The sequence below is a fragment of the Flexistipes sp. genome (genome assembly GCF_036172515.1).
Lineage (GTDB): Bacteria > Chrysiogenota > Deferribacteres > Deferribacterales > Flexistipitaceae > Flexistipes.
Window position 1 is genome coordinate 194,207 of the sequence record NZ_JAXKVW010000001.1, and the last position, 21,565, is coordinate 215,771.

General features: G+C 39.6%; 16 protein-coding genes. 3 read left to right on the forward strand and 13 right to left on the reverse strand.

All coding sequences use genetic code 11. The features are described from left to right. Positions 1 to 224: 224 nt before the first annotated feature. A complete protein-coding gene (leuC, locus tag UMU13_RS00865; RefSeq protein WP_328216386.1) occupies positions 225 to 1,613 on the forward strand; it encodes a 3-isopropylmalate dehydratase large subunit in 1,389 nt (462 codons plus the stop codon). Between the two features lie 11 nt (positions 1,614 to 1,624). Then, positions 1,625 to 2,230, forward strand: coding sequence for a 3-isopropylmalate dehydratase small subunit (leuD, locus tag UMU13_RS00870; protein ID WP_328216387.1), 606 nt, complete (start codon positions 1,625 to 1,627; stop codon positions 2,228 to 2,230). A gap of 14 nt (positions 2,231 to 2,244) precedes the next feature. Here the strand turns inward: leuD and UMU13_RS00875 are convergent, their stop codons facing one another. From UMU13_RS00875 to UMU13_RS00895, 5 genes are all read right to left on the reverse strand, one after another. Beyond that, positions 2,245 to 4,290: a TRAP transporter permease gene (locus UMU13_RS00875; RefSeq protein WP_328216389.1), complete on the reverse strand. Its 2,046-nt coding sequence runs from the start codon at positions 4,288 to 4,290 to the stop codon at positions 2,245 to 2,247. Positions 4,291 to 4,380: 90 nt separating this feature from the next. Further along, the gene (locus tag UMU13_RS00880; protein WP_328216390.1) at positions 4,381 to 5,382 is read right to left on the reverse strand and encodes a TAXI family TRAP transporter solute-binding subunit; all 1,002 of its coding nucleotides are present in this window, start codon (positions 5,380 to 5,382) and stop codon (positions 4,381 to 4,383) included. Between the two features lie 209 nt (positions 5,383 to 5,591). Continuing rightward, the gene (locus UMU13_RS00885; protein ID WP_328216392.1) at positions 5,592 to 6,431 is read right to left on the reverse strand and encodes an ABC transporter substrate binding protein; all 840 of its coding nucleotides are present in this window, start codon (positions 6,429 to 6,431) and stop codon (positions 5,592 to 5,594) included. Between the two features lie 71 nt (positions 6,432 to 6,502). After that, on the reverse strand, positions 6,503 to 7,873 hold the full coding sequence (locus tag UMU13_RS00890; RefSeq protein WP_328216393.1) for a sigma-54-dependent transcriptional regulator: 1,371 nt from the start codon (positions 7,871 to 7,873) through the stop codon (positions 6,503 to 6,505). Continuing rightward, complete coding sequence (locus UMU13_RS00895; RefSeq protein WP_328216395.1) at positions 7,866 to 9,587, reverse strand: ATP-binding protein; 1,722 nt, start codon at positions 9,585 to 9,587, stop codon at positions 7,866 to 7,868. Before UMU13_RS00895 ends, UMU13_RS00890 begins: the two co-directional genes overlap by 8 nt. A 94-nt stretch (positions 9,588 to 9,681) precedes the next feature. On the opposite strand from UMU13_RS00895, the gene UMU13_RS00900 reads away from it, so the two are divergent. Further along, on the forward strand, positions 9,682 to 10,959 hold the full coding sequence (locus UMU13_RS00900; RefSeq protein WP_328216397.1) for a sodium:solute symporter family protein: 1,278 nt from the start codon (positions 9,682 to 9,684) through the stop codon (positions 10,957 to 10,959). A gap of 394 nt (positions 10,960 to 11,353) precedes the next feature. Here UMU13_RS00900 and UMU13_RS00905 read toward each other — a convergent pair whose 3' ends face one another. The 8 genes from UMU13_RS00905 to UMU13_RS00940 form a co-directional block, all read right to left on the reverse strand. Then, on the reverse strand, positions 11,354 to 12,799 hold the full coding sequence (locus UMU13_RS00905; protein WP_328216398.1) for a glyceraldehyde-3-phosphate dehydrogenase: 1,446 nt from the start codon (positions 12,797 to 12,799) through the stop codon (positions 11,354 to 11,356). Between the two features lie 200 nt (positions 12,800 to 12,999). Then, on the reverse strand, positions 13,000 to 14,253 hold the full coding sequence (locus tag UMU13_RS00910) for an ammonium transporter (RefSeq protein WP_328216400.1): 1,254 nt from the start codon (positions 14,251 to 14,253) through the stop codon (positions 13,000 to 13,002). A gap of 25 nt (positions 14,254 to 14,278) precedes the next feature. Then, a complete protein-coding gene (locus UMU13_RS00915; RefSeq protein WP_328216401.1) occupies positions 14,279 to 14,617 on the reverse strand; it encodes a P-II family nitrogen regulator in 339 nt (112 codons plus the stop codon). 816 nt (positions 14,618 to 15,433) lie between these two features. Then, on the reverse strand, positions 15,434 to 16,573 hold the full coding sequence (gene dnaJ, locus UMU13_RS00920; protein ID WP_328216403.1) for a molecular chaperone DnaJ: 1,140 nt from the start codon (positions 16,571 to 16,573) through the stop codon (positions 15,434 to 15,436). A gap of 216 nt (positions 16,574 to 16,789) precedes the next feature. Further along, on the reverse strand, positions 16,790 to 18,751 hold the full coding sequence (dnaK, locus tag UMU13_RS00925) for a molecular chaperone DnaK (protein ID WP_328216404.1): 1,962 nt from the start codon (positions 18,749 to 18,751) through the stop codon (positions 16,790 to 16,792). Further along, positions 18,744 to 19,394, reverse strand: a complete 651-nt coding sequence (grpE, locus tag UMU13_RS00930; RefSeq protein WP_328216405.1) for a nucleotide exchange factor GrpE — start codon at positions 19,392 to 19,394, stop codon at positions 18,744 to 18,746. The genes dnaK and grpE overlap by 8 nt, the downstream gene beginning before the upstream one ends. Further along, positions 19,384 to 20,433, reverse strand: a complete 1,050-nt coding sequence (hrcA, locus tag UMU13_RS00935; protein WP_328216406.1) for a heat-inducible transcriptional repressor HrcA — start codon at positions 20,431 to 20,433, stop codon at positions 19,384 to 19,386. Before hrcA ends, grpE begins: the two co-directional genes overlap by 11 nt. 267 nt (positions 20,434 to 20,700) lie before the next feature. Further along, positions 20,701 to 21,489: a DUF72 domain-containing protein gene (locus tag UMU13_RS00940; RefSeq protein ID WP_328216407.1), complete on the reverse strand. Its 789-nt coding sequence runs from the start codon at positions 21,487 to 21,489 to the stop codon at positions 20,701 to 20,703. Positions 21,490 to 21,565 lie beyond the last annotated feature (76 nt).

A 21,565-nucleotide genomic window follows, 5' to 3' on the forward strand; every position in this document is an offset into this window, starting at 1 on the left:
CTACCTCCTTGTTTTGTTTTATATTTTATTTTATTAGCAGTCACCATCAACGAGTGCTAACAGCTTTTATATTTATATAAATCATGTAAAAAAAATCAAGAGAAAATTTTTAAAAATTTTATTTTTGTTTAGTTGAATTTTTTTTGGTAAAACTAAACTTTTGTTTGAAAAAAAACAGAAAATACACTATATTCTCCTGCATCAGACTAAACCGAGGTGTATAAATGGGAAAAACATTATTCCAAAAGGTATTTGACGGACACAAAATAGCCGAGCTGAAAGGGGGGAAGTATCAGCTTTTCATCGGCCTGCACTTAATACATGAAGTTACCAGCCCACAGGCATTTGCAATGCTTGAGGAACTTGGACTGGGTGTGGCATACCCGGAAAGGACTTTTGCCACATGCGACCATATCATCCCCACAGATAATATCGAAAGACCGTTCCAGGATAAAATAGCTGAGGAAATGATAAAAGCCATCGAAAATAACACAAAAAAACACGGCATAAAATTTTTCAGCCCCGAAAGCGGAGAGCAGGGGGTGGTTCATATTGTCGGCCCGGAAATGGGTTTGACACAGCCCGGCATTACTATGGTTTGCGGTGATTCCCATACTGCTACGCACGGTGCATTCGGTGCCATCGCTTTCGGAATTGGCACAAGCCAGGTCAGAGACGTTCTTGCCACCCAGACAATTGCCATGAGCCCCTTCAAGGTTCGCAGGATAGAGGTGAACGGAGAGCTGAACAGGGGTGTTTATGCCAAAGACATAATTCTCCATATAATCGGAAAATTGGGAGTGAACGGAGGAATAGGCTACGCTTATGAGTTCGGCGGTTCGGTCATATCTGCCCTATCAATGGAAGGAAGAATGACAATATGCAATATGGCAATAGAAGGAGGAGCAAGGGTTGGATACATAAATCCGGATGAAAAAACGTATGAATTTCTCAAAAATAAGCCTTATGCACCCAAGAATGAGAAGTGGGATGAAATGATATCTTACTGGGAAAGTATAAAATCAGACAGCGATGCGGATTACGATGACGTCGTAATAATTGATGCTGCAGAAATCAAACCCACAGTGACATGGGGGATCAATCCCGCACAATGCATAGGGATAGATGAGATTATCCCAAAAGGGGGCACCGACGGAGAAAAAGAAGCCCTTGATTATATGAAACTGGAAGGCGGAAAGCCTATAGAAGGTACAAACGTTGATGTTGTTTTTATCGGCAGCTGCACGAACGGGCGCATTGAGGATTTCAGAGAAGCTGCACGGGTTTTAAAAGGGCAAAAAGTCAGTTCTGATGTTACTGCTTTAGCGGTACCGGGCTCATATTCCGTTATGAGACAGGCTGAAAAAGAAGGTTTGGATAAAATCTTTACAGAAGCCGGCTTTGAATGGCGAAGGCCCGGTTGCTCCATGTGTCTCGCAATGAACCCGGATAAACTGGAAGGTGATCAGCTTTGCGCTTCAACGTCAAACAGAAATTTTAAGGGACGCCAGGGTTCATCATCCGGCAGAACAGTGTTAATGAGCCCGGTTATGGCAGCTGCAGCTGCTGTAACTGGCAAAATTTCAGATGCTAGAATAGTATTCGACTTATAAGGAGGTTTTAAATGTCAATAAATCCGATTTCCAAGGTTGAAGGGCGTGCGGTACCTATTGTACTGGATGACATAGATACAGACAGAATTATTCCTGCAAGGTATTTAAAATGCGTAACATTTGATGGGTTGGGGGGATACGCTTTTTATGATGACAGGTTCAATACTGACGGTACAGAAAAGAAACATCCCCTCAATGACAAACGATTTAAGGGTGCAAACATCATAATTTCCGGAGCAAACTTCGGATGCGGCTCTTCACGGGAACATGCGCCTCAGGCAATAAAAAGAGCCGGCATTGATGCGGTTGTTGCAGAAAGTTTTGCGGAAATTTTTCACGGCAATGCAACAACCCTCGGGATTGTGTGCATCACACTGAGCCGCAGTGAAATAAATGAACTTAAATCCCTTGTTGAAAAGTCTCCGGAAACAAAACTTTTAATAGATGTTGAAAAGGAAACACTGCATACGCCTGGGAAAACATACAAGTTTCAAATCAACCAGAATGCAAAAAAAGATTTACTGGCAGGAACTTATGATAGCCTGGCCGAATTGCTTGCAAACATGGACAAAGTACGCAGGTTCGAAAAAGAACTGCAGTATTTTTTTTCAAGATAACAAAAATCCCCGTTTTATGCGGGGATTTCTTCTGTTTTTTTTGCTTTGATTTTTGTACAATAAATCCACATTAATACAACAAGAATAATTCCGCCTATATTAGTCAAACGCTCAGGCCAAAAAAGCAGTACTGCTGTAACAGCAAGAATGATACGCTCAACCCAATTAATAATACGGAAATAATACCCCTCAAAAAATGAAGCAAATACAAACAAACCCGCGGTTCCGGTAATTATATTTTCAAAAGTCCTTATAAGCGGCCCCTGGAACAGAATTGCCGGATCATAGATAAACATTATTGGGATAAGGTACAATCCTTTTGCAAGCTTCCAGGACTCTAAGCCCGTTTTCAAGGGATCACTGCCGGCGATACCTGATGCCGTATAAGCTGCCAGGCAAACAGGAGGTGTTACATTAGCATCCTGAGAATACCAAAAAATTAATAAATGCGCAGCAAGAAGAGAGCCTTCCGAAACTTCCTTAGGAATAAGTCCTATCATATTGTTTACAATATTAGGGTCAAGTGCCTGCTGTGCTGTTAAACCGAAATTAGCTATCAAATGGTCCTTCAGCATCAGCATCTCTATGGAAGGAGCAGCCAAAACGGCCAGAACAATATAAGAAGCAGTAACAGGAAGACCCATACCGAGAATTAGTGAAGCCAAAGCTACCAAAACAATAGTTATAAACAAACTTCCACCGGCTATTGTGGAAATAAGCATTGAAAATTTAATCCCCATTCCCACCATAAGTACAATGCCAACTACAATACCGGAGCATAAAAGAATAACACCTGTACTGACCATATTCTGTGCTCCCAAAGCCAATGCATCCAGGATGTCTTTTGGCCCCATACGGGTGCTTTTGTTAAACCAGCTCGCTATAACAATGGAAATAATACCCATTGAAGCAGCATATGTGGGTGTATTCCCCTTTATTAAAAAATACATCAGAACACCAATAGGTATAAAAAAGTTCCATCCTTCCTTTAAAACCTCTGTAAACTTAGGCAAATCTTCTTTCGGCATAGGTTTCAGGCCTTTCTTTTTCGCTCTTAAATGAATAAAGAATGCCACACTCAAAAAATACATTACAGCCGGAATAAAAGCTACACCTATAATTTTAAGATAAGATATCTGGGTCCACTGAGCCATAATAAAAGCTCCGGCTCCCATAATTGGCGGCATAAGCTGTCCACCTGTACTTGCAGCAGCTTCAACACCACCTGCAAACTGTGGTTTAAATCCCATCCTTTTCATCATTGGAATTGTGATAGAGCCTGTACCCACTGTATTAGCAACAGCGCTCCCTGAAATGGACCCCATAAATCCACTGGCAAATACCGCCATTTTGGCAGGACCGCCGGTGGTATGACCTAAAAGGGAAACAGCAAGTTTTATAATAAATTCTCCTGCCCCCGACTTAAGAAGAAATGCTGCAAATAAGACAAACAAAAATACGAAAGTGGATGAAATTGTAGCAATAGTTCCAAATAAACCGTCAGGAGCAAAATACATTCTGTACAAAAGCCTCTCTATTGTTACACCGGAAAAACTCCAAACACCCGGAAACACTTTACCCAAAAACAGTGCATAAGAGATAAAAAAACCTGCCAATGCAGGGATAAGCCAGCCGGTCGTTCTCCTCGTAACTTCCAGCATAAGTATGACGGCAAGTCCTGCAAATATAAGATCACGAAGTATGGGCACCTCATTTCTGGCGTGCAGAGCATCTTCAAACAGCACCAGATAAACAGCTGCCGCCATTGACAAAACAGCTAAAATGATGTCCAACCATAGTGTCTTGTCCGCCCATTTTTTCCTCATAGGATAGAAAAGATATCCCAAAAAAACCACAAAACCAAAATGCATTGCATTACGCTGGATCTCCGGCATTACACCTATGGTATTAATCCATAAATGGAACAAAGACATGATGATCGCGAACCAGTATATAAAATTTTTCTGCCAACCGGCAAAACTTCTCTTATATGTTAAAACCTCACCTGAGTCTTCAATTCCTTCATTATTTTGTCCCAGCAGATCATCGACTTTAGCCATATTTCTCCCCAGAAAAGTTTATGGACATTGTGTTCTTTAATTTAATTGCTTAGTAAAGAGGGAACCGGGATATCCGGCTCCCTTCTACTTTTATTCTCTCAGTTCGTCGGGTATATCCAATCCGGCTTCTTCATAGTATCTGGCTGCTCCGGGGTGCAGCGGAACGGGCAGACCGTCCAGAGCTTCCTGAAGGCTCATTGCTTTAGTAGCTTTGTGAATATTGTTTAAAAAAGGAAGATTTTCATATATTGTTTTGGTAACAAGATAAACCACCTCTTCAGGCAAATTCTTCCTGACAACCAGCAAATTTGGCTGAGCTATTGTGTTGATAGGTTTTTTCTGGCCGGGGTAAACACCGGGCTCAATGACATAACGTGTCCATATAGGATATGACTCCCTAACTTTTGCCAGCTGTTCATCAGTAAAGTCGAGTACAGTCGCTTCATCTCCCATTTGGGCATAAAGCTGTGTAATGGCAGCCACAGGAGGGCCGGCAGGGATATTTGCTCCGCCTATCCTTTTATCTATCATTGCCTGTACAGAAGGATTGTATCCCAAATATTCCAGACTTAAACTTTCAGGCTCAATACCTAATGCTTTCAGAATAGTACGTCCGGAGCCTTCTGTTCCGCTTCCCCTTTTTCCTATGGAAAATTTTGCAGGAAAACCTTTTAAATCCATGATTGTGCCTGTTTTTACATACTCATCAAGAATGGCAAAATGTTCCACATTTTTCCACAGCATTGTAACTGCCCGGAAATCTTTTACAGGGTTCCCTTCATAAGGGCCATCTCCCCTGTAAGCATTCAAACCGAACAGGGCTTGTAAAATACCAAAATCAGCCTCGCCGTTCTTCAACATCTGAACATTCTCACCGGAGCCTGCAGAGTTTATAGCTGTAGCTGTAATCCCATGTTCTTTTGCAAGTTTAATACTGATCAATGTCCCGATAGCCACACCAACCGGATAATAGGTTCCACCTGTTGTGGCTGTAGTAATAATAAGATTTTTCTCATCAGCTTTTGCCTGAGGCAGCGAAAACACCATAAAAAAAACTGCCACAAAAATAATACTTAGTACCCTTTTAAACATAATATGCACCTCCATAACAATTTATTGCAATAATTCTTGCAAAAAGCATACCAGAACAAAAATAGTTTTATTTCCGGGAATAAACAGACGTATATTTGGACTTTCATTGTATAATTTACTGTTATAATTATTTTTTAAAAACTGTATAAAATTATTCAAGATATGGGATAAGCGAGCTAAATACGCTCAAGAGCGGAAACCGCCCATCTCTAACGTATTATATCCATAGCTGTAAGCAATAATTCAAGCGGTACATCTACGTTTATCCTCTCCGCTTCTGCCAGGTTAACCACAAGTCTGAAATATCTAATAGTCTGCACAGGAATTTCGGACGCCTTTCTCCCTGATAAGACAGCCGCCGCTTTATCACTTAATAATCTTCCGGCCCTGTACATATCAACAACCGTTGCTATCATTCCATAGCCGTTAACTACCATTTCAGGCTTTTCAGCCATTACAGGAATGTTAAGTTTTTTTATTCCTCTGCCGATTTCAGAAGAAACACTGCCGGTAAGGTATGCTGCTGATTTTGCTTTATTGAAAGGCTTTAACATATGTTTTTTGATATTTTTAATATCCTTAATTAAGACTGAATCAAATTTAAGATATTTCCCAAGTCTTTCCATTTCACGAAATTTTTCATCCGATTTTTTTGTCCGGCTGCCGGACAAAAAATATATTGTTTCAAAGTTTCGTACCGCCTTAAGCTCAAGCAGCTCTTCCAAAACTGGTATGGATACATCTATCCCTGTTGCATTGGTCAATGTCCGCCACTTACTGGCTATTATATCATTTTTTACAGGGTCATCCTCAACAATAAAAACTATCGGCGTCTCAGGAAATCTTTTTATTAATTTTGAAGCTGCCCGAAAACCGTTCACATAAATTAAATCTTTTGGCAGTTTATCAATAAATGCCAACTGCTTTTCAAGAACTCCCATATCCCTGTTTGTTCCAAATGTATAAAAACGTGCATCTATATTTCTGGATATTATTCCATCCCTGAAACCGTCTTCAGCACTGCCGTCATTAAACCAGCTAAGGATCACAATATGTTGTGTCTCAGCAGCATAAGAAAAACATGCAAAACTAAATATTATTAAAATTATATAGCAAATCCTCATTCTGTTTTCTCATCGAATTTTTGTAACCTCCTTTTTAGCGAATGCCTGCTTATCCCCAGCATATCGGCTGCAACAGATTTCACACCTTTTGCTTTGATCAATGCATCTCTGATTAGCTCGTACTCAACATTCAACAACATATCATCCAGACATTTGCCATGATCACTTAAGATTTTCGCATTAGAGGACTTTATATTTCCCGCCTTTTTTATCTCATCGGGTAAATCTTTCAATTCTATTAAGCTGCCGGATTTTAAAATGACAAGTCGTTCGATAAGATTCTTTAACTCACGGACATTGCCAGGCCAGTGGTATTCCAACAACGCCTTTTCTGCCTGTTTCGAAAAAGTTATATTTGACTTTGCAAATTTCTTTTTAAAATAACTCAAAAAATGCTTGGATAAAATTGCGGCATCAGCTCCCCTTTCTCTTAAAGGGGGCACAGATATCGGAACAACATTTAAGCGGTAATATAAATCTTCTCTGAATTTTTTTTCCTTAATGTTTTTTTCAAGATTTGTATTTGTTGCTGCAATAACTCTTACATCAACCACGATTTCCTTTTCTCCTCCTATTCTTCTGAAACTCCTGCTTTCAAGAAATCTCAAAATTTTAGTCTGTAAATTTAAGGGCATGTCACCTATTTCATCAAGAAAGAGCGTTCCTTTATCAGCCAACTCCAATAATCCCACTTTTTTATGCTTTGCGTCAGTAAATGCCCCTTTTTCATACCCAAACAACTCACTCTCCAATAGTTGCTCAGGCAGAGCGGAACAGTTAATATCGATAAAAGGCATCTTTTTTCTTTCAGGACTCTCGTTATGGATAGCTTTCGCAACCAATTCTTTGCCGGTACCGCTTTCTCCTCTTATCAAAACGGTGCATTCGTCTATACCTGCAACCTTTTTAATCTTTTCTTTAACCTCTAAAATTTCTTTTGACTCACCCACTATTGTTTCCTGCTGAAAACGTTTGCTGCGTAACAGCTCAACTTCGTTGTAAAGTTTTGCCTCTGCCTGGCTTTTATCAACCAACATTGTAATCTCTTCCAACTCAAAAGGCTTCAGTATAAAGTCAAACGCACCAAGTTTCATGGCATTTATAGCACTATTGATATCTCCGTGGGCAGTAATAACAATTGTTGGCAGATTGGAGTTCATCCCTTTAATTTTCCGCAGTATATCCAGTCCATGCATATCGGGCAGACGCAAATCAAGCAAAATCAAATCAGGCTCATGATTTATTAAATAATGCATCGCAGAATTCCCCTCATAAAAAGGCATAACTTTATGCCCATCATTTTCCAGAGCAAATTTAAGAGAATTTACCAAAACTACTTCGTCATCAACTATCATTATATTAGCCATTTTCATTATCACCTTTGAATTTAAGTTTAACTTTTGTACCTGCATTTTCAGCACTATCAATTTCAATATCAATATTGTTCTGCTTTGCAAGACTGTATACAACAGAAAGACCTAAGCCGGTTCCCTCTTTTGACATGCTAAAAAACGGATCATATATTTTATCCAGTTTGTCCTCTGGTATTCCAATACCATTATCCTCAATTATCAATGCTTCCCCGCTGTCATTTTCCTGGTGGATATTGATAAAGCCTCCTTCGGACTTTATTGAAGCAAGTGCGTTTAACATAAGATTAATAAGTATCTGCAAAAACTGATCCTCGTCCAGATATTTTTCAGAGGGTTTTAAACGATTATATACCTTAACTTTTTTGTTTTTCAGATCATTCGTCAAAAAAGTGAGTGCCTTTTCCACAACTGCATCAACGCGAACATTGCTTTTAACTGAAGGAATAGGTTTGGCAAAATTAAGCATTTCAGTAACAATTTTATTGAGTCTGTCAACCTCACTGGTAACGTTATTAAGGATTTCCCTTTCAGATGAATCGTAAATTTTTCTTTTGGATATAGCCTGAACACTTGTTTTTATTCCTGCCAGAGGATTTTTAATTTCATGAGCTATACTGGCTGAAAGCAAGCCCAGGGAAACGAGTTTATTTGTCTGAATCAGTTCATTCTGCCTGCTCTGCAACTGCTGAGCCATGTTATTAAAAGCTTCAGAGAGAACCTTTAACTCTTTACCCGTTTCCAGATTAATACGATAATCCAAATCCCCTTCAGCAAAGCGTTTTGTACCGTCAATAACTTTTCTTATGGGCACAAGGATTCTTTTGATAAAAAAAAGTGCAGAAGTAAAAGCTATAAGAGCAACAAGAATCGAAAAAAACAGACTTTTATTTCTCAGGTTGTAGATATCCTCAAAAAGAACTTTTTCAGGTATAGATATACTTATATCCCAGCCTAAAGAGCTGACATTTGTTGAATATTTGACGAAACTGGAATCAGGCAACGTTGATTTATTAACATTGCCCTCATTATGCTCATAAATTTTCTCCCCGTTTTTGCCTATTATACTTTTCACTATTCCTTCTCCAATATCCACCTGATCCAGGAAGTCGGTGAACATGTCATTGGATATTTCATAAACCACCAAACCTACCGGCTCTTCGTTGTTTTCAAAGTCGTAAACACGTTTAATAAATAACAAACTACCTGCCTCACCTCTGTTAATCCTATAAAGAGAGAAATCTCTTGAAAAAGCATCGGTGATTATGGACGTGGAAACAAGTCTTTTGCTTTCGGTTTTGTTTACCTTAGGCGTTGTTAGAACAAGTTCGGCAGTTGGTGTATAAAGGCTGATCCTGTCATAATTAACAGAATTTGTTCTGTATTTAGCCAGTTTATCCCATAAATACTGTACGCGCTGGCTGTAACTAAACTGCAGAAATACCAGCTGTACAATGGGATTATCAGACAGTTGATAGATATCCCCTTTTATTTTATAGTAAAAAGCGTCCATTCTTTGACTTACTCCATTCATAAGCTCTTTCACCTGTTTTTCTGTAGTGGAACTTATGGATTTGGAAGATATAAAAAAAGAATAATATGAAATAAAAACCAAAGGTATAAACCCAAAGAAAAAATAAAATATTATTATCCGCCACTTTAATGATAGATTTAATATTTCATTTTTTGTTTTATTTATGCGTCTGAACATACTAACTTTATAGCAAAAGAATATAAAAAAGAAAGAGTATTTGACTTATGATTCATCTAATATGTAAAATATAAAGAAAAAGTAAGGGACGCTTTTGGAAAAAATTTTTTTTATTATTGCCGTCACTGCAATAAGTATCCCCGTTTTTCTTTCCGGAAAATCCACTTCAACAGAGAAAGATTTTTCACTGGCAGACCGACAGGCATCTTCGTTTTCTGTTGCCGCCATCATAATCGGGACTCTTGTTGGCGGGGCTTCAACAATAGGGACTGTACAACTTGCTTATAAATTCGGGCTGTCGGCCTGGATTTTTACTCTCGGCAGCGGTATTGCATGTCTGCTTTTGGGGTTGTTTTTTGCCCGTCCGTTGAGAAATGCTGAAACAACCACCGTTTCTGAATATATAGGTCTTTCTTTAGGAGAAGGTTTCCGGAAATACAGCAGTATCTTTACTTCAGCTGGTATTTTTGTACATATTATAGCCCAAATTTTAGCATCAGCATCAATACTGATTGTCGTTTTCCATATGAGCTTAAAAGAAGCAAGCATTACATCAACAGCCATTCTGGGAATCTTCACTCTAAGCGGCGGGATAAAAAGTACTACTGCAATGGGTAAAATAAAAATTGTTATTCTCTACGTCGTTATTCTGAGCTGTTTTCTCATAGCGGCATTTAAATCCGACGGATTTGCAGACCTGTCATCCCAGCTGCCGAAAAATATCAAATGGTTTAGCCTTTTCAGTTACGGTCAGAAAGATGCCGCCCTTGACCTGTTATCCATGGTCATCGGAGTTCTTGCCACGCAAACATACCTGCAGGCAATATTTTCTGCACGCTCCGTTTCAGAGGCTAAAAAAGGCGCTTTTCTGAGTGCACTGTTTATCCCTCCTATTGGACTTATGGGAGTTTTTATTGGAATGTATTTAAAAGTATCCCATCCGGAACTTGAATCAGTAACCACTGCAGCCCTGCCTTATTTTATAGAAAATTATTTTCCGGCCGCATTATCCACACTTTTCATGGCTTTTGTTTTCATCATAATCATAGGCACGGGCTCCGGTCTGACATTGGGTGTCATTACAAATATTTACAGAGACATACTCCCTGCGCAAAATAAAAGCAGCCAGCTGAAAAGGATAAGGATTATCGGCGTTATACTGCTTATGACCGCTTTAGCGGTGGTACTGATGGAGCTGAATAATGTTATCCTTGAGTGGAGTTATCTTTCGATGGGGATCAGAGGATCTGCTGTATTTTTACCGCTTTTCCTTTGCATCTTTATCAAAAGAATCACTGTCAATAAAATAGTACGTATACTTCTGTATGCAACACCGATAGTCTATCTGATTTTAAACTTAATAATCATATAGCAAAATTCACCCAGTGAATACATTAATAAGCCGTCTGTCAGGATAAAATCCCTGGCGTCACCCCAAAAATTATATAAAAGTATTGTTTTACATATACTTATTCAAGTTTCGCACTTACACTGTTTTCACGTCTTTGTTCACCCTGTTAAATATCAGCTTCGCTGATTGCCTGTGGCATTTAACAGGGCAGGGAGTGAAAACGACGAAGCAATCTCACTATTTTTCTTGTTTTGAGATTGCCACAACCCTGTTTCCACAGGGTTTCGCAAGGATGCCTATGGCTATCACCAGTCTTTTAGACTGGTGATAGTCGAAGTCAATCAATTTGTGTACACAATAAAAAATGGGGTGACGTCAGTATAAAATCCCCGTTGAAAAACACCGCCAAAAAAAATTACACTTTTGGCAGAGTCAGCAAATTTATTCCTGCTATATTTTGCACAATTCTCACAACCTGCGTACAATATCCGAATTCATTATCATACCACACGTATAAAACACATCTGTCACCGTCAATAATTGTGGCTTGGGAATCAAAGATACAGGCGAAACGCGATCCCACAAAGTCTGAAGAAACCACTTCCGGAGAGTTCGTATAATCTATCTGCCACTGCAAGTCAGAGTTCAGAGATTTACCCCTGACATGATAATTAAGGCTTTCCCTGTCAGTTTCCTTTTCCAATTGAAGCATCAAAACAGCCATCGAGACATTGGGAGTGGGAACTCTTATAGCATTACCCGTTAATTTTCCGGAAAGATTGGGCAGGGCTTTAGCAACAGCTTTTGCAGCCCCTGTTTCGGTAATCACCATATTCAGCGGTGCACTCCTGCCGCGCCTGCTTTTTTTGTGGTAATTATCGATTAAGTTCTGATCGTTTGTATATGAATGGCATGTCTCTATATGCCCGGTTTTTATTTTATATTCATCATCAATAACTTTAAGCACCGGCACAATGGCATTCGTTGTACAACTTGCAGCCGAAAAAATGTCCTCATTTACACTGTTTATTTCCGAGTGATTAACACCGTAGACAATATTGGGGATATCCCCTTTCCCGGGAGCTGTCAGGACAACTTTGGAAGCCCCTTTCGCTTTCAAATGCTGGTTTAGACCTTCCCTGTCCCTCCATTTGCCCGTATTATCTACGATGATGGCGTTGTTAATCCCGTGTGCCGTATAATCCAGCTCTTCAGGCGAGTTGGCGTAAAGAACTTTTATCATTACACCGTTTGCAATGATAGCATTTTCTTCTTCATCAACTCTCACTGTACCGTTGAACTGTCCGTGAACCGAATCCCGTCTTAAAAGTGCAGCTCTTTTCACAAGGTCATCTTTACCGCCTTTCCTGACCACAATAGCTTTTAATCTCAGTTTGTCACCACGCCCGGTTTTATCTATTAAAATACGGGCAATAAGCCTTCCTATCCTGCCGAATCCGTATAAAACAACATCCCTGGGATTTTTCAGTACATTTTTATCTTCTCGGAATGCTTCTTTTAATTCATTTTCCAGAAATTTTTTAATATCGCCCGGTTTTTGTTCAAGATATTTGACGGTAAGCTTACCGATATCAATTTTACACGGAGAGAGCTCCATATTTTGAATTGTGCTCATAATAGGATATGTATCGTTAACTGAAAGCTCATTTTCCAGAATTTTTCTTGCAAAACGATGCTCTTTTATTATATCTATTGCCGTTTTATTTACCAGTGATCTGCCGTATAAGGTTATGATTACACTTTTTTCTCTATAAAGTTTACCAATAATCGGTATCATCATTTCGGCTTTCATGCTGCGTTCGTTCCAGTCTTCAAAGTATTCTGTCTCTTTACTGCTCATTTGTGACTCCTCGGCTTTTTGAATCATCTTTTAGCAGTAAATTGACACTTTATTCAACAACTTTTTAATTTTGCAGCGCACTGGCCGTAAAACGTGACGCGTAATGCGTGATGAGAAGTGTGGTTCAAGTTCAATGATGGATTCTTAAATAAAATAAAAAAAGCGCCCTGAGGCGCTTTTTTTATTCTTTACATTTCTTTTTATTTACTTGTTTTAGTGAATTCAGGATAAGCTTCCATTCCGCATTCGATAAAATCGAGTCCTTCGTATTCTTCCTCTTCACCCACACGAATGCCTATGAGCAATTTCAGAATAAGCCATACTATGGAACTGACTGCAAAAACCCATGCAAAAATACTCAAAGCTCCCAACACCTGAACCCCTAATAATGCATCTGGATTTGTTATTGGAACTGCAATGAGTCCCCAGGTCCCTACAACCCCATGTACGGAAATGGCACCTACGGGGTCATCTATTTTCAACGTTTTATCTATAAAGATAATGGAGAAAACCACGATAACCCCTCCTACAGCACCTATGAGTGTAGCTCCCAAAGCTGATGGTGCTGAAGGACCAGCTGTTATGGCAACAAGGCCTGCTAAAGCACCGTTCAATATCATTGTTAAATCTGCCTTCTTAAACAGTATTGTTGCTACAATAAGAGCAGCCACCAATCCGCCTGCTGCCGCTGCATTGGTGTTCACAAAAACCTGAGCGACATTGTTGGCTGAAGTTATATCGGACATTTTTAACTCTGAACCGCCGTTAAATCCGAACCAACCCATCCACAATATAAAAGTTCCGAGTGTTGCAAGCGGCAGATTAGCACCGGGAATAGCATTCACCTGCCCTTTGGGACCGTATTTTCCCCTTCTTGGTCCCAAAAAAATAGCACCCGACAGAGCAGCTGACGCTCCGGCAAGATGAACAATACCGGATCCCGCATAATCTGAAAAGCCCATTGCACTCAACCATCCACCGCCCCATGTCCAGAAACCTTCCACAGGGTAGATAAAGCCGGTTAAAATAACACAGAAAATTACAAATGCCCATAATTTCATCCTTTCGGCAACCGCACCGGAAACGATGGACATCGCAGTGGCAACAAAAACCACCTGAAAGAAAAAATCTGATCTAGCCGAATAATAAGGAGCAGAATCACCACCGGCAAGGATATCTGCTGCAGAATTCTCTGAGCCTATTAAAAAACCAAAGTTCGGCACAATTCCGCCTGCACTGCTTGAATACATAATATAGTAGCCTATCAGCAAATACATCACGCATGCTATCGCAAACAAAACAACATTTTTTGTTAAAATAACCGTGGTGTTTTTGGACCTTACCAAACCAGCTTCAAGCATAGCAAAACCGGCAGCCATCCACATAACGAGCGCACCGCATATTAAAAAATAAAACGTATCAATTGCATAACTTAAATGTACAATACTTTCCATAACCTATACCTCCGAAAATTTATGTTTATAATGCTTCAATCCCTTTTTCCCCGGTTCGGATACGAACAGTTTCCTCAACGGGTAGAACAAACACTTTACCGTCGCCTATACGGCCGGTATTTGCTGAACTAACAATTTTCTCCACAACGATTTCAACCTGGTCATCTGCAACTGCAACATCAATCTGCACTTTCGGCACAAAATCAATTTTGTATTCAGCACCTCGGTAAAGCTCGCTGTGGCCTTTCTGCCTGCCATAGCCTTTCACTTCGATTACAGTCATACCGATTATACCAATCTCCATCAGGGCGTTTTTGACATCATCAAGTTTGTGTGGTTTTAAAATCCCTCTGATAAGTTTCATAGAAACCTCCTGTATTATTTCATTTAACTAAAGCAACAAAGATGCCAGATATGCTAATTATTTGGTAACTTGAGACAAATGAATTCAGAAGTTATAAATGAGCAAAGAAGTGTGATTAAATATTAATCACTTTTGCAATAAACGATTATATTTTATTCAACGCGATTAAGGACACCTGTTCAATAGGGTGTTTCAACTAATTGTTTTACTATTCATTCCATTTTGGATATCTGCAGCATGACTTTTGGCTGCAACTCAAAAATTAAAAGTTTTGAATATTTGGGATATTGTCACCCTGAACTTGTTTCAGGGTCTCATAACTTATTGATATACGAGATGCTGAAATAAATTCAGCATGACAAATAGAGTTATTCAAAAGTCTCAAATTAAGAATTTTGCACAAGTCAGGAAGCGCGGGTTTAGCCGGGCAAATCTTTTTTTGTAATTCATTATTTACAGGTTTGCGGGACTGAAGTAATGTATCCCACTAGCATCGGTCGAAGACCGATTAGCAGCTATGTAAATAGCTAAATTGAATGCTTGACAACTATCGCAAGCCTATAAGGCTGGTGCTACCCACTTCCAAAACGCAAAAAGTAGTTTGTGCAAAGCTCTCAATTTTTACATTTGAATGTTTAGAATAAATGAACGTTATGTTTTAAATAAAAAAAGCCTGCCAAAAAGATATTGATGGCAGGCCGGAAAATATGTTTGGCAAAAACGCAGAAACTATTAGCATCTATATGGGTCCTCACCAGGGCTGAAGGAAATCTCCACCATAAGAAACGATTTATCTAACAAATATGCAAGAGCGCTTTATATCGTCAGGCAACTTGCAAAAAAACTTTTCATTTTATTCCACAGGGAATTGTGAGATTTATACGTTTCTTCATCAGAGTTTTCCTTAAATTCTTCTAACAGTGCCCGCTGCTTTTTATTAAGCTTTGTTGGCATAATGACTTTAAGTACAATCCTCATATTCCCGATACCGTAACCCTGTACATCGGCAATACCTTTTCCTTTCAAAACAATATTATCCCCCGGCTGTGACCCGGGTTTGATTTTAATGGTTTCGCTTCCGTCAAGCGTCGGCACATCGACCGTTGTCCCCAGCGAAGCATCGGCAAAAGAAACGGGGAGTTCCAAAACAATATCCCTACCGTCTCTTTTAAAATATTCATGCTCTTTTACATTAACATGAACAAAAAGATCACCGGCAGGGCCGCCGTTGCTGCCGTCATTACCTTCTCCGCTTACTCTTAAAGTCATCCCGGATTCAATGCCCGCCGGAATTTTTACCTCAAGCTTCTTATTTTTCCTTAAAGACCCCTCTCCATGGCATTCCTTGCACTTCTCTTTTATAAACTGACCTGTTCCGTTACATTCCGGGCAGGGTGTAGAAATCTGGAAAAGACCTTGCCTGCGTACAAACTGGCCGGTTCCGTTACACCTTGAGCATGTAGTTACTCCGCCCGGTTCCGCTCCTTTACCATTGCATCTGTGACAATTAACGACCTTGGGAATATCAACGGTTTTCTTTACACCGAAAGCCGCTTCTTTAAACTCCACATCAACTTTCATTTCTATATTGGAGCCGCGTCTCGGACGTTTTTGAGCTCTTCTTCCTGCTCCGCCGCCGAAGAAGTCTCCAAAAGCATCTCCGAAAAATTCTTCGAATATTGTGGAAGCAAAATCATCGTTATTAAATCCGCCGCCGCCTCCGGCAAATCCTTCGTCAAAAACACGGCCGTACTGATCGTACTGTGCCCTTTTTTGGGGATCGCTAAGAATCTGGTAAGCCTCGCTTACCTCTCTGAATTTTTCCTCGGCTTCCTTGTCATCAGGGTTTCTGTCAGGATGATACTTCAGCGCAAGTTTCCTGTATGCCTTTTTTATTTCGGCATCGGAAGCGTTTTTATGTATATCCAGAATTTCATAATAATCTTTCGTCAACATCTACCTCCAAATCATCGTACATAAATCTATATCAAAGCTAAACTGCGCTTATTATCATATTTAATACTCTTTAGCAACTATTCGTAACTACAAACGTCTTCCCAAAATCAGGGAGACTGTGATAAAATTTACAATAGTTTAGTTATACAAAATTTTCACTGTGTTTGTATATAAATCCCCGGATAAAAAAAGCGGGCATTCTGCCCGCTTTTTGCTTTACTGTTTGTCTTTGTTTTCGTCGTTTACCTCTTCATAATCTGCATCAACAACATCTTCTTCTTTGTTGCCCTTAGATTGGTCGGCTCCGCCGGCGCCTGTTTCCGCACCTGCCTGGCCGGCATCCTGACCTGTTTCCTGGCCGCCGGTCGCCTGATAAACGGCCTCAGCAAGTTTGTGAGAAACATTGGAAAGATTTTCGATGGCTTTTTTCAGCTCTTCGGTATCCTCGCCAGCCTGAGCTTTTTTCAATTCATCAAGTGCCTTTTCGATGTTTTCCTTTGTCTCAGCATCTACCTTGTCACCGTGGTCTTTCAATGATTTTTCAGTGGAATATACCAAAGTATCCGCCTGATTTCTAAGTTCTGCAAGCTCTTTCTTTTTCTTGTCCGCTTCAGCATTGGCTTCCGCTTCTTTTACCATTCTGTCAACTTCCTCTTCACTAAGACCGCTGCTTGCAGTGATACGAATGGACTGTTCCTTGCCTGTTCCCAAATCTTTAGCGGAAACATTCATAATACCGTTGGCATCTATATCAAACGTAACTTCGATCTGGGGAACGCCTCTTGGTGCAGGCGGAATACCTACGAGATCGAACCTGCCAATCGATTTATTATCGGCAGACATCTCCCTTTCACCCTGAAGTACGTGAACGGTAACAGATGTCTGATTATCTGCTGCAGTTGTAAACACCTGGCTCTTCTTAGTAGGTATAGTGGTATTGCGGGGGATTATTTTCGTCATAACACCACCCATTGTCTCAATTCCAAGGGACAGAGGTGTTACATCCAGCAGAAGAACGTCTTTAACATCACCTCTAAGCACACCGGCCTGGATAGCTGCACCGATGGCAACGACCTCATCCGGATTAATACCTTTGTGTGGTTCTTTACCAAAAAACTCCTTAACTTTTTGCTGGACAAGGGGCATTCTAGTCATACCGCCGACAAGAATAACCTCATCTATTTCAGAAGCGGAGATTCCGGAATCTTCAAGTGATTTTTTACATGGCTCCAGAGTTCTTTCAACAAGATCACTGACAAGAGATTCAAACTTACCTCTGGAAAGTTTTTTAACAAGATGCTTCGGTCCTGACTGATCCGCTGTGATAAAAGGCAGATTTATTTCCGTTTCAACAGAAGAGGAAAGTTCGTGTTTAGCCTTTTCCGCTGCCTCTTTAAGTCTCTGAAGAGCCATTTTATCTTTGCCCAAATCTATGCCGTTTTCTTTCTTGAACTCGTCAATCAGCCATTCAACAAGTCTCATGTCGAAATCGTCACCGCCAAGAAAAGTATCGCCGTTTGTAGCTTTCACTTCGAAAACACCGTCACCGAGCTCCAGTATTGAAATATCGAAGGTACCGCCTCCTAAGTCATAGACAGCCACTTTTTCATCATTTTTCTTGTCCAGACCGTATGCAAGAGACGCAGCCGTAGGCTCATTTATAATTCTGAGAACATTGAGCCCCGCTATTTTGCCGGCATCTTTTGTGGCCTGGCGCTGAGCGTCGTTAAAATATGCAGGGACCGTGATTACAGCATCTGTAACCGTCTCCCCAAGATATTCCTCAGCTGTTTTTTTCAGTTTCTGCAGAATCATAGCGGAAATTTCCTGAGGAGCATATTTTTTATCTTTCACCTCAACCCAAGCATCTCCGTTATCTGCAGGAACGATTTTATAGGGGAGAATATCCTTTGCTTTATCCACCTGCTTGGCTTCATACTTTCTGCCTATCAGCCTTTTGATACTAAAAACCGTATTGGTGGGGTTTGTAATGGACTGCCTTTTGGCAAGCATTCCCACAAGTTTTTCGTCGCTGTCTGTAAAAGCTACAACCGAAGGTGTGGTTGTCATACCTTCGGCATTTACTATCACTTTAGGCTGACCGCCCTCCATTATCGAAACAACAGAGTTGGTGGTACCCAAATCAATTCCTATAACTCTTCCGCCTGTGTTACTCATTATTTTCCTCCTGTGTATTATTTTTTTCTTCTTTCTTATTCACTCTGACTTTGCTGGATCGTATCACCCTGTTATGAAGCTTATATCCCTTCTGCATAACTGTAGAGATACAGTTGTTACCAAGATCATGCCTCTCATCCAGCATCATTGCTTCATGGATGTTGGGGTCAAAAGTATCCCCTTCTTTGGCTTTTATCTCCTCAACCCCGTATTTTTTAAGTACGTCTTTAAACTGTTTCAATGTAAGTTCCACTCCGTTTCTTAAAGCCTCAACATTAGAATCTTCCGCGCTGTGATCCAAAGCCATTTCAAGGTGATCCACAACATTAAGCAGTTCAAGGATCAAACCCTGGTTAGCGTATTTTACTTTATCTTCAGATTCTTTAGCCAAACGTTTCCGGTAATTATCCGTATCAGCAGAAATACGCAAAACTTTATCTTTAGCTTCCTGAAGTTCTTTTGCAAGTTTTTCCCTATCCTTTTTCAGAATCTCAACCTCCTCATCCTTCTCCTCTTCGTCAGACTTTTTTGAATCATTTTCAAAAGCCGCTTCCGGTTCAGCTTCATATTCATTGTTTTCCTTTTCATCCTCTTTTTCTTCTACATTCTCCTTATTAACAAATTCATCTTCTTTATTTTTCATTGTTTCCTCCAAGTTTTTTTAATAAATTTGTTATAATTTCCGCAGTAAAATCCACAATGGGGATAACTTCAGGGTACTTCATCCTTTTCGGGCCGATGACCCCTAATGTTCCTATCGTTTTATCATCCCTGAGATAGGGTTTGGTAACCAATCCCAACTCCTCTACACTATCGGAACCCAAATCTGAGCCTATAAAAATCTTCACTCCATTTTCACGCATACACCTTTCAAGGATTTGATAAGCAAAGTGTTTCTCTTCAAAAGCCCTTAAAAAGTCTTTAAGTTTTTCCGTATCCTTGAACTCGGGCTGTCCTATAATATTAGACGTACCGTGTAAAATGATTTCAGATCCAAAATCGGCATCGTTAAAGAGATTCTGGCTGACATGCATAACCTTTTCCGTCAGTTCGTTGACCTTATCCTTTTTGTCTCTCATTTCATTAACAAGCTGCTCCTTAACCTCCAGAAGCGTTTTGTCCTTAAACTTTTCATTCAGATAATTAGCAACCCTTACCAGATCATTATCCTTAATCGACTCATTAATATTCATAAGCATGTTGTGGACTATGCCCGATTTTGTAACTATCACAGTTAATACGGTGTCAGAATTAAGTCTTATAAATTCTATATGCTTAAGGTACATGGTATTAAGCTTAGGGGAAATAACAAACCCGATGGAATGGGTAAGATCCCCGAGCTTTCTGCTTATACTGTCAAACATACTTCTGACATTTACAGCATTAAGATCCTGGAATTCATTTTCCAGCTCCCGAATGTCATTGCTGGAGATAGCTATAAATTTATCTATATAATATTTAAAACCTGAATCAGTGGGAACGCGCCCTGAAGAAGTATGGGGCTGTATTATAAAGCCCTTATCTTCCAGATCACTCATGATATTCCTTATGGAAGCGGGGCTTAAACTCAGAAATCCTGTTTTGGAAACATACCTTGAGCCCACAGGCTGACTGCTGTTAATATATTCATCTACAATAACCCTGAGTACTGTTTCCTCTCTATCGGACAATTTAATGTTCATCAACATTCCTGCTGTTTTTTAAAAAATTTGTTGGCACTCTCCCTTGCTGAGTGCTAAAGTAAAAATAAAAAGACTAACTCAATATGTCAAGGACTTATTTAAATTTTTTATCATATTATTAACAAAGAATAAATTTAAAACCCTTCCATTTTTTTACCGTAATTTTTAAAATAATTTAAATATTCGCCTCAAATTTCAAAGTTTCCAGGTTTTTTGGTCAGCTTTCACAATAAACTGCGGGGCAAATTCTTTGGAAGAATTAAAGTTTTAAAATTCACTTTCAACTATTTTTTTCGTATCCAGGGCATTTACTGCAGCATTTCCCCCTGTTACATTGCAATAGCTTATAAAAATCCCTTTGCTGAGGACACTGGCATCGATGCACCTGTTTAATATTTTTTTAATTTCATCTTGCTTGTATCTGTAGCCAGTATCTTTGTCATCCGGAACAACCCAAAGCCTGCTTTTGCCGTACAGTCTTAGATAAGTAAAATAATTGGTACTAACCGGGTAAAAAGGTGCAAGTCCTGGTATTTCCGGCAAATGAAGACCTATCAGGCCTATTCTGTTTTCCTTGAACTCTTCAATATACCTTTCCTTGTACCATGTACTACTTGGCAGTTCTGCAAAGAACGGAACTTCAGCAGGCAGTTTTCCAGCCAGTTCTTTAATAATACTCATGTTTGCTCTGCATGAGGTAAATTTATAATTGTAGTCGGCAAAAAACGCTTTAATTTTATTGTTTTCCAGCAAAGGGCTTAAACCGTATAAAAAATCATTAAATTCTCTTTGTGTATTTCTTCCTCGCAATAAGTTTTTATGAAGCCTTACTGAAAAGAATACATTATCAGGAGTCCTTGATAATATGCTCTGAATTGTTTTGGCATATGGTATTTTATAAAAAGTAAATGTTATTTCTATAAGATTAAAATGTTTTGTATAGTATTCCAGCATATTGTAATGAGAAGTACCGGCAGGGTAAAACACATCCATCCAGTCGTCATATTTGTAACCGCTTGTCCCCAAATAAAGTGGAGTTGAATTTAACAGCATCATAAAATTTAAAAACCTCTTTTAAGTAACGTTATACTACAACCGTCTATACTTATAGATGATTAACTCCGATTGCTCA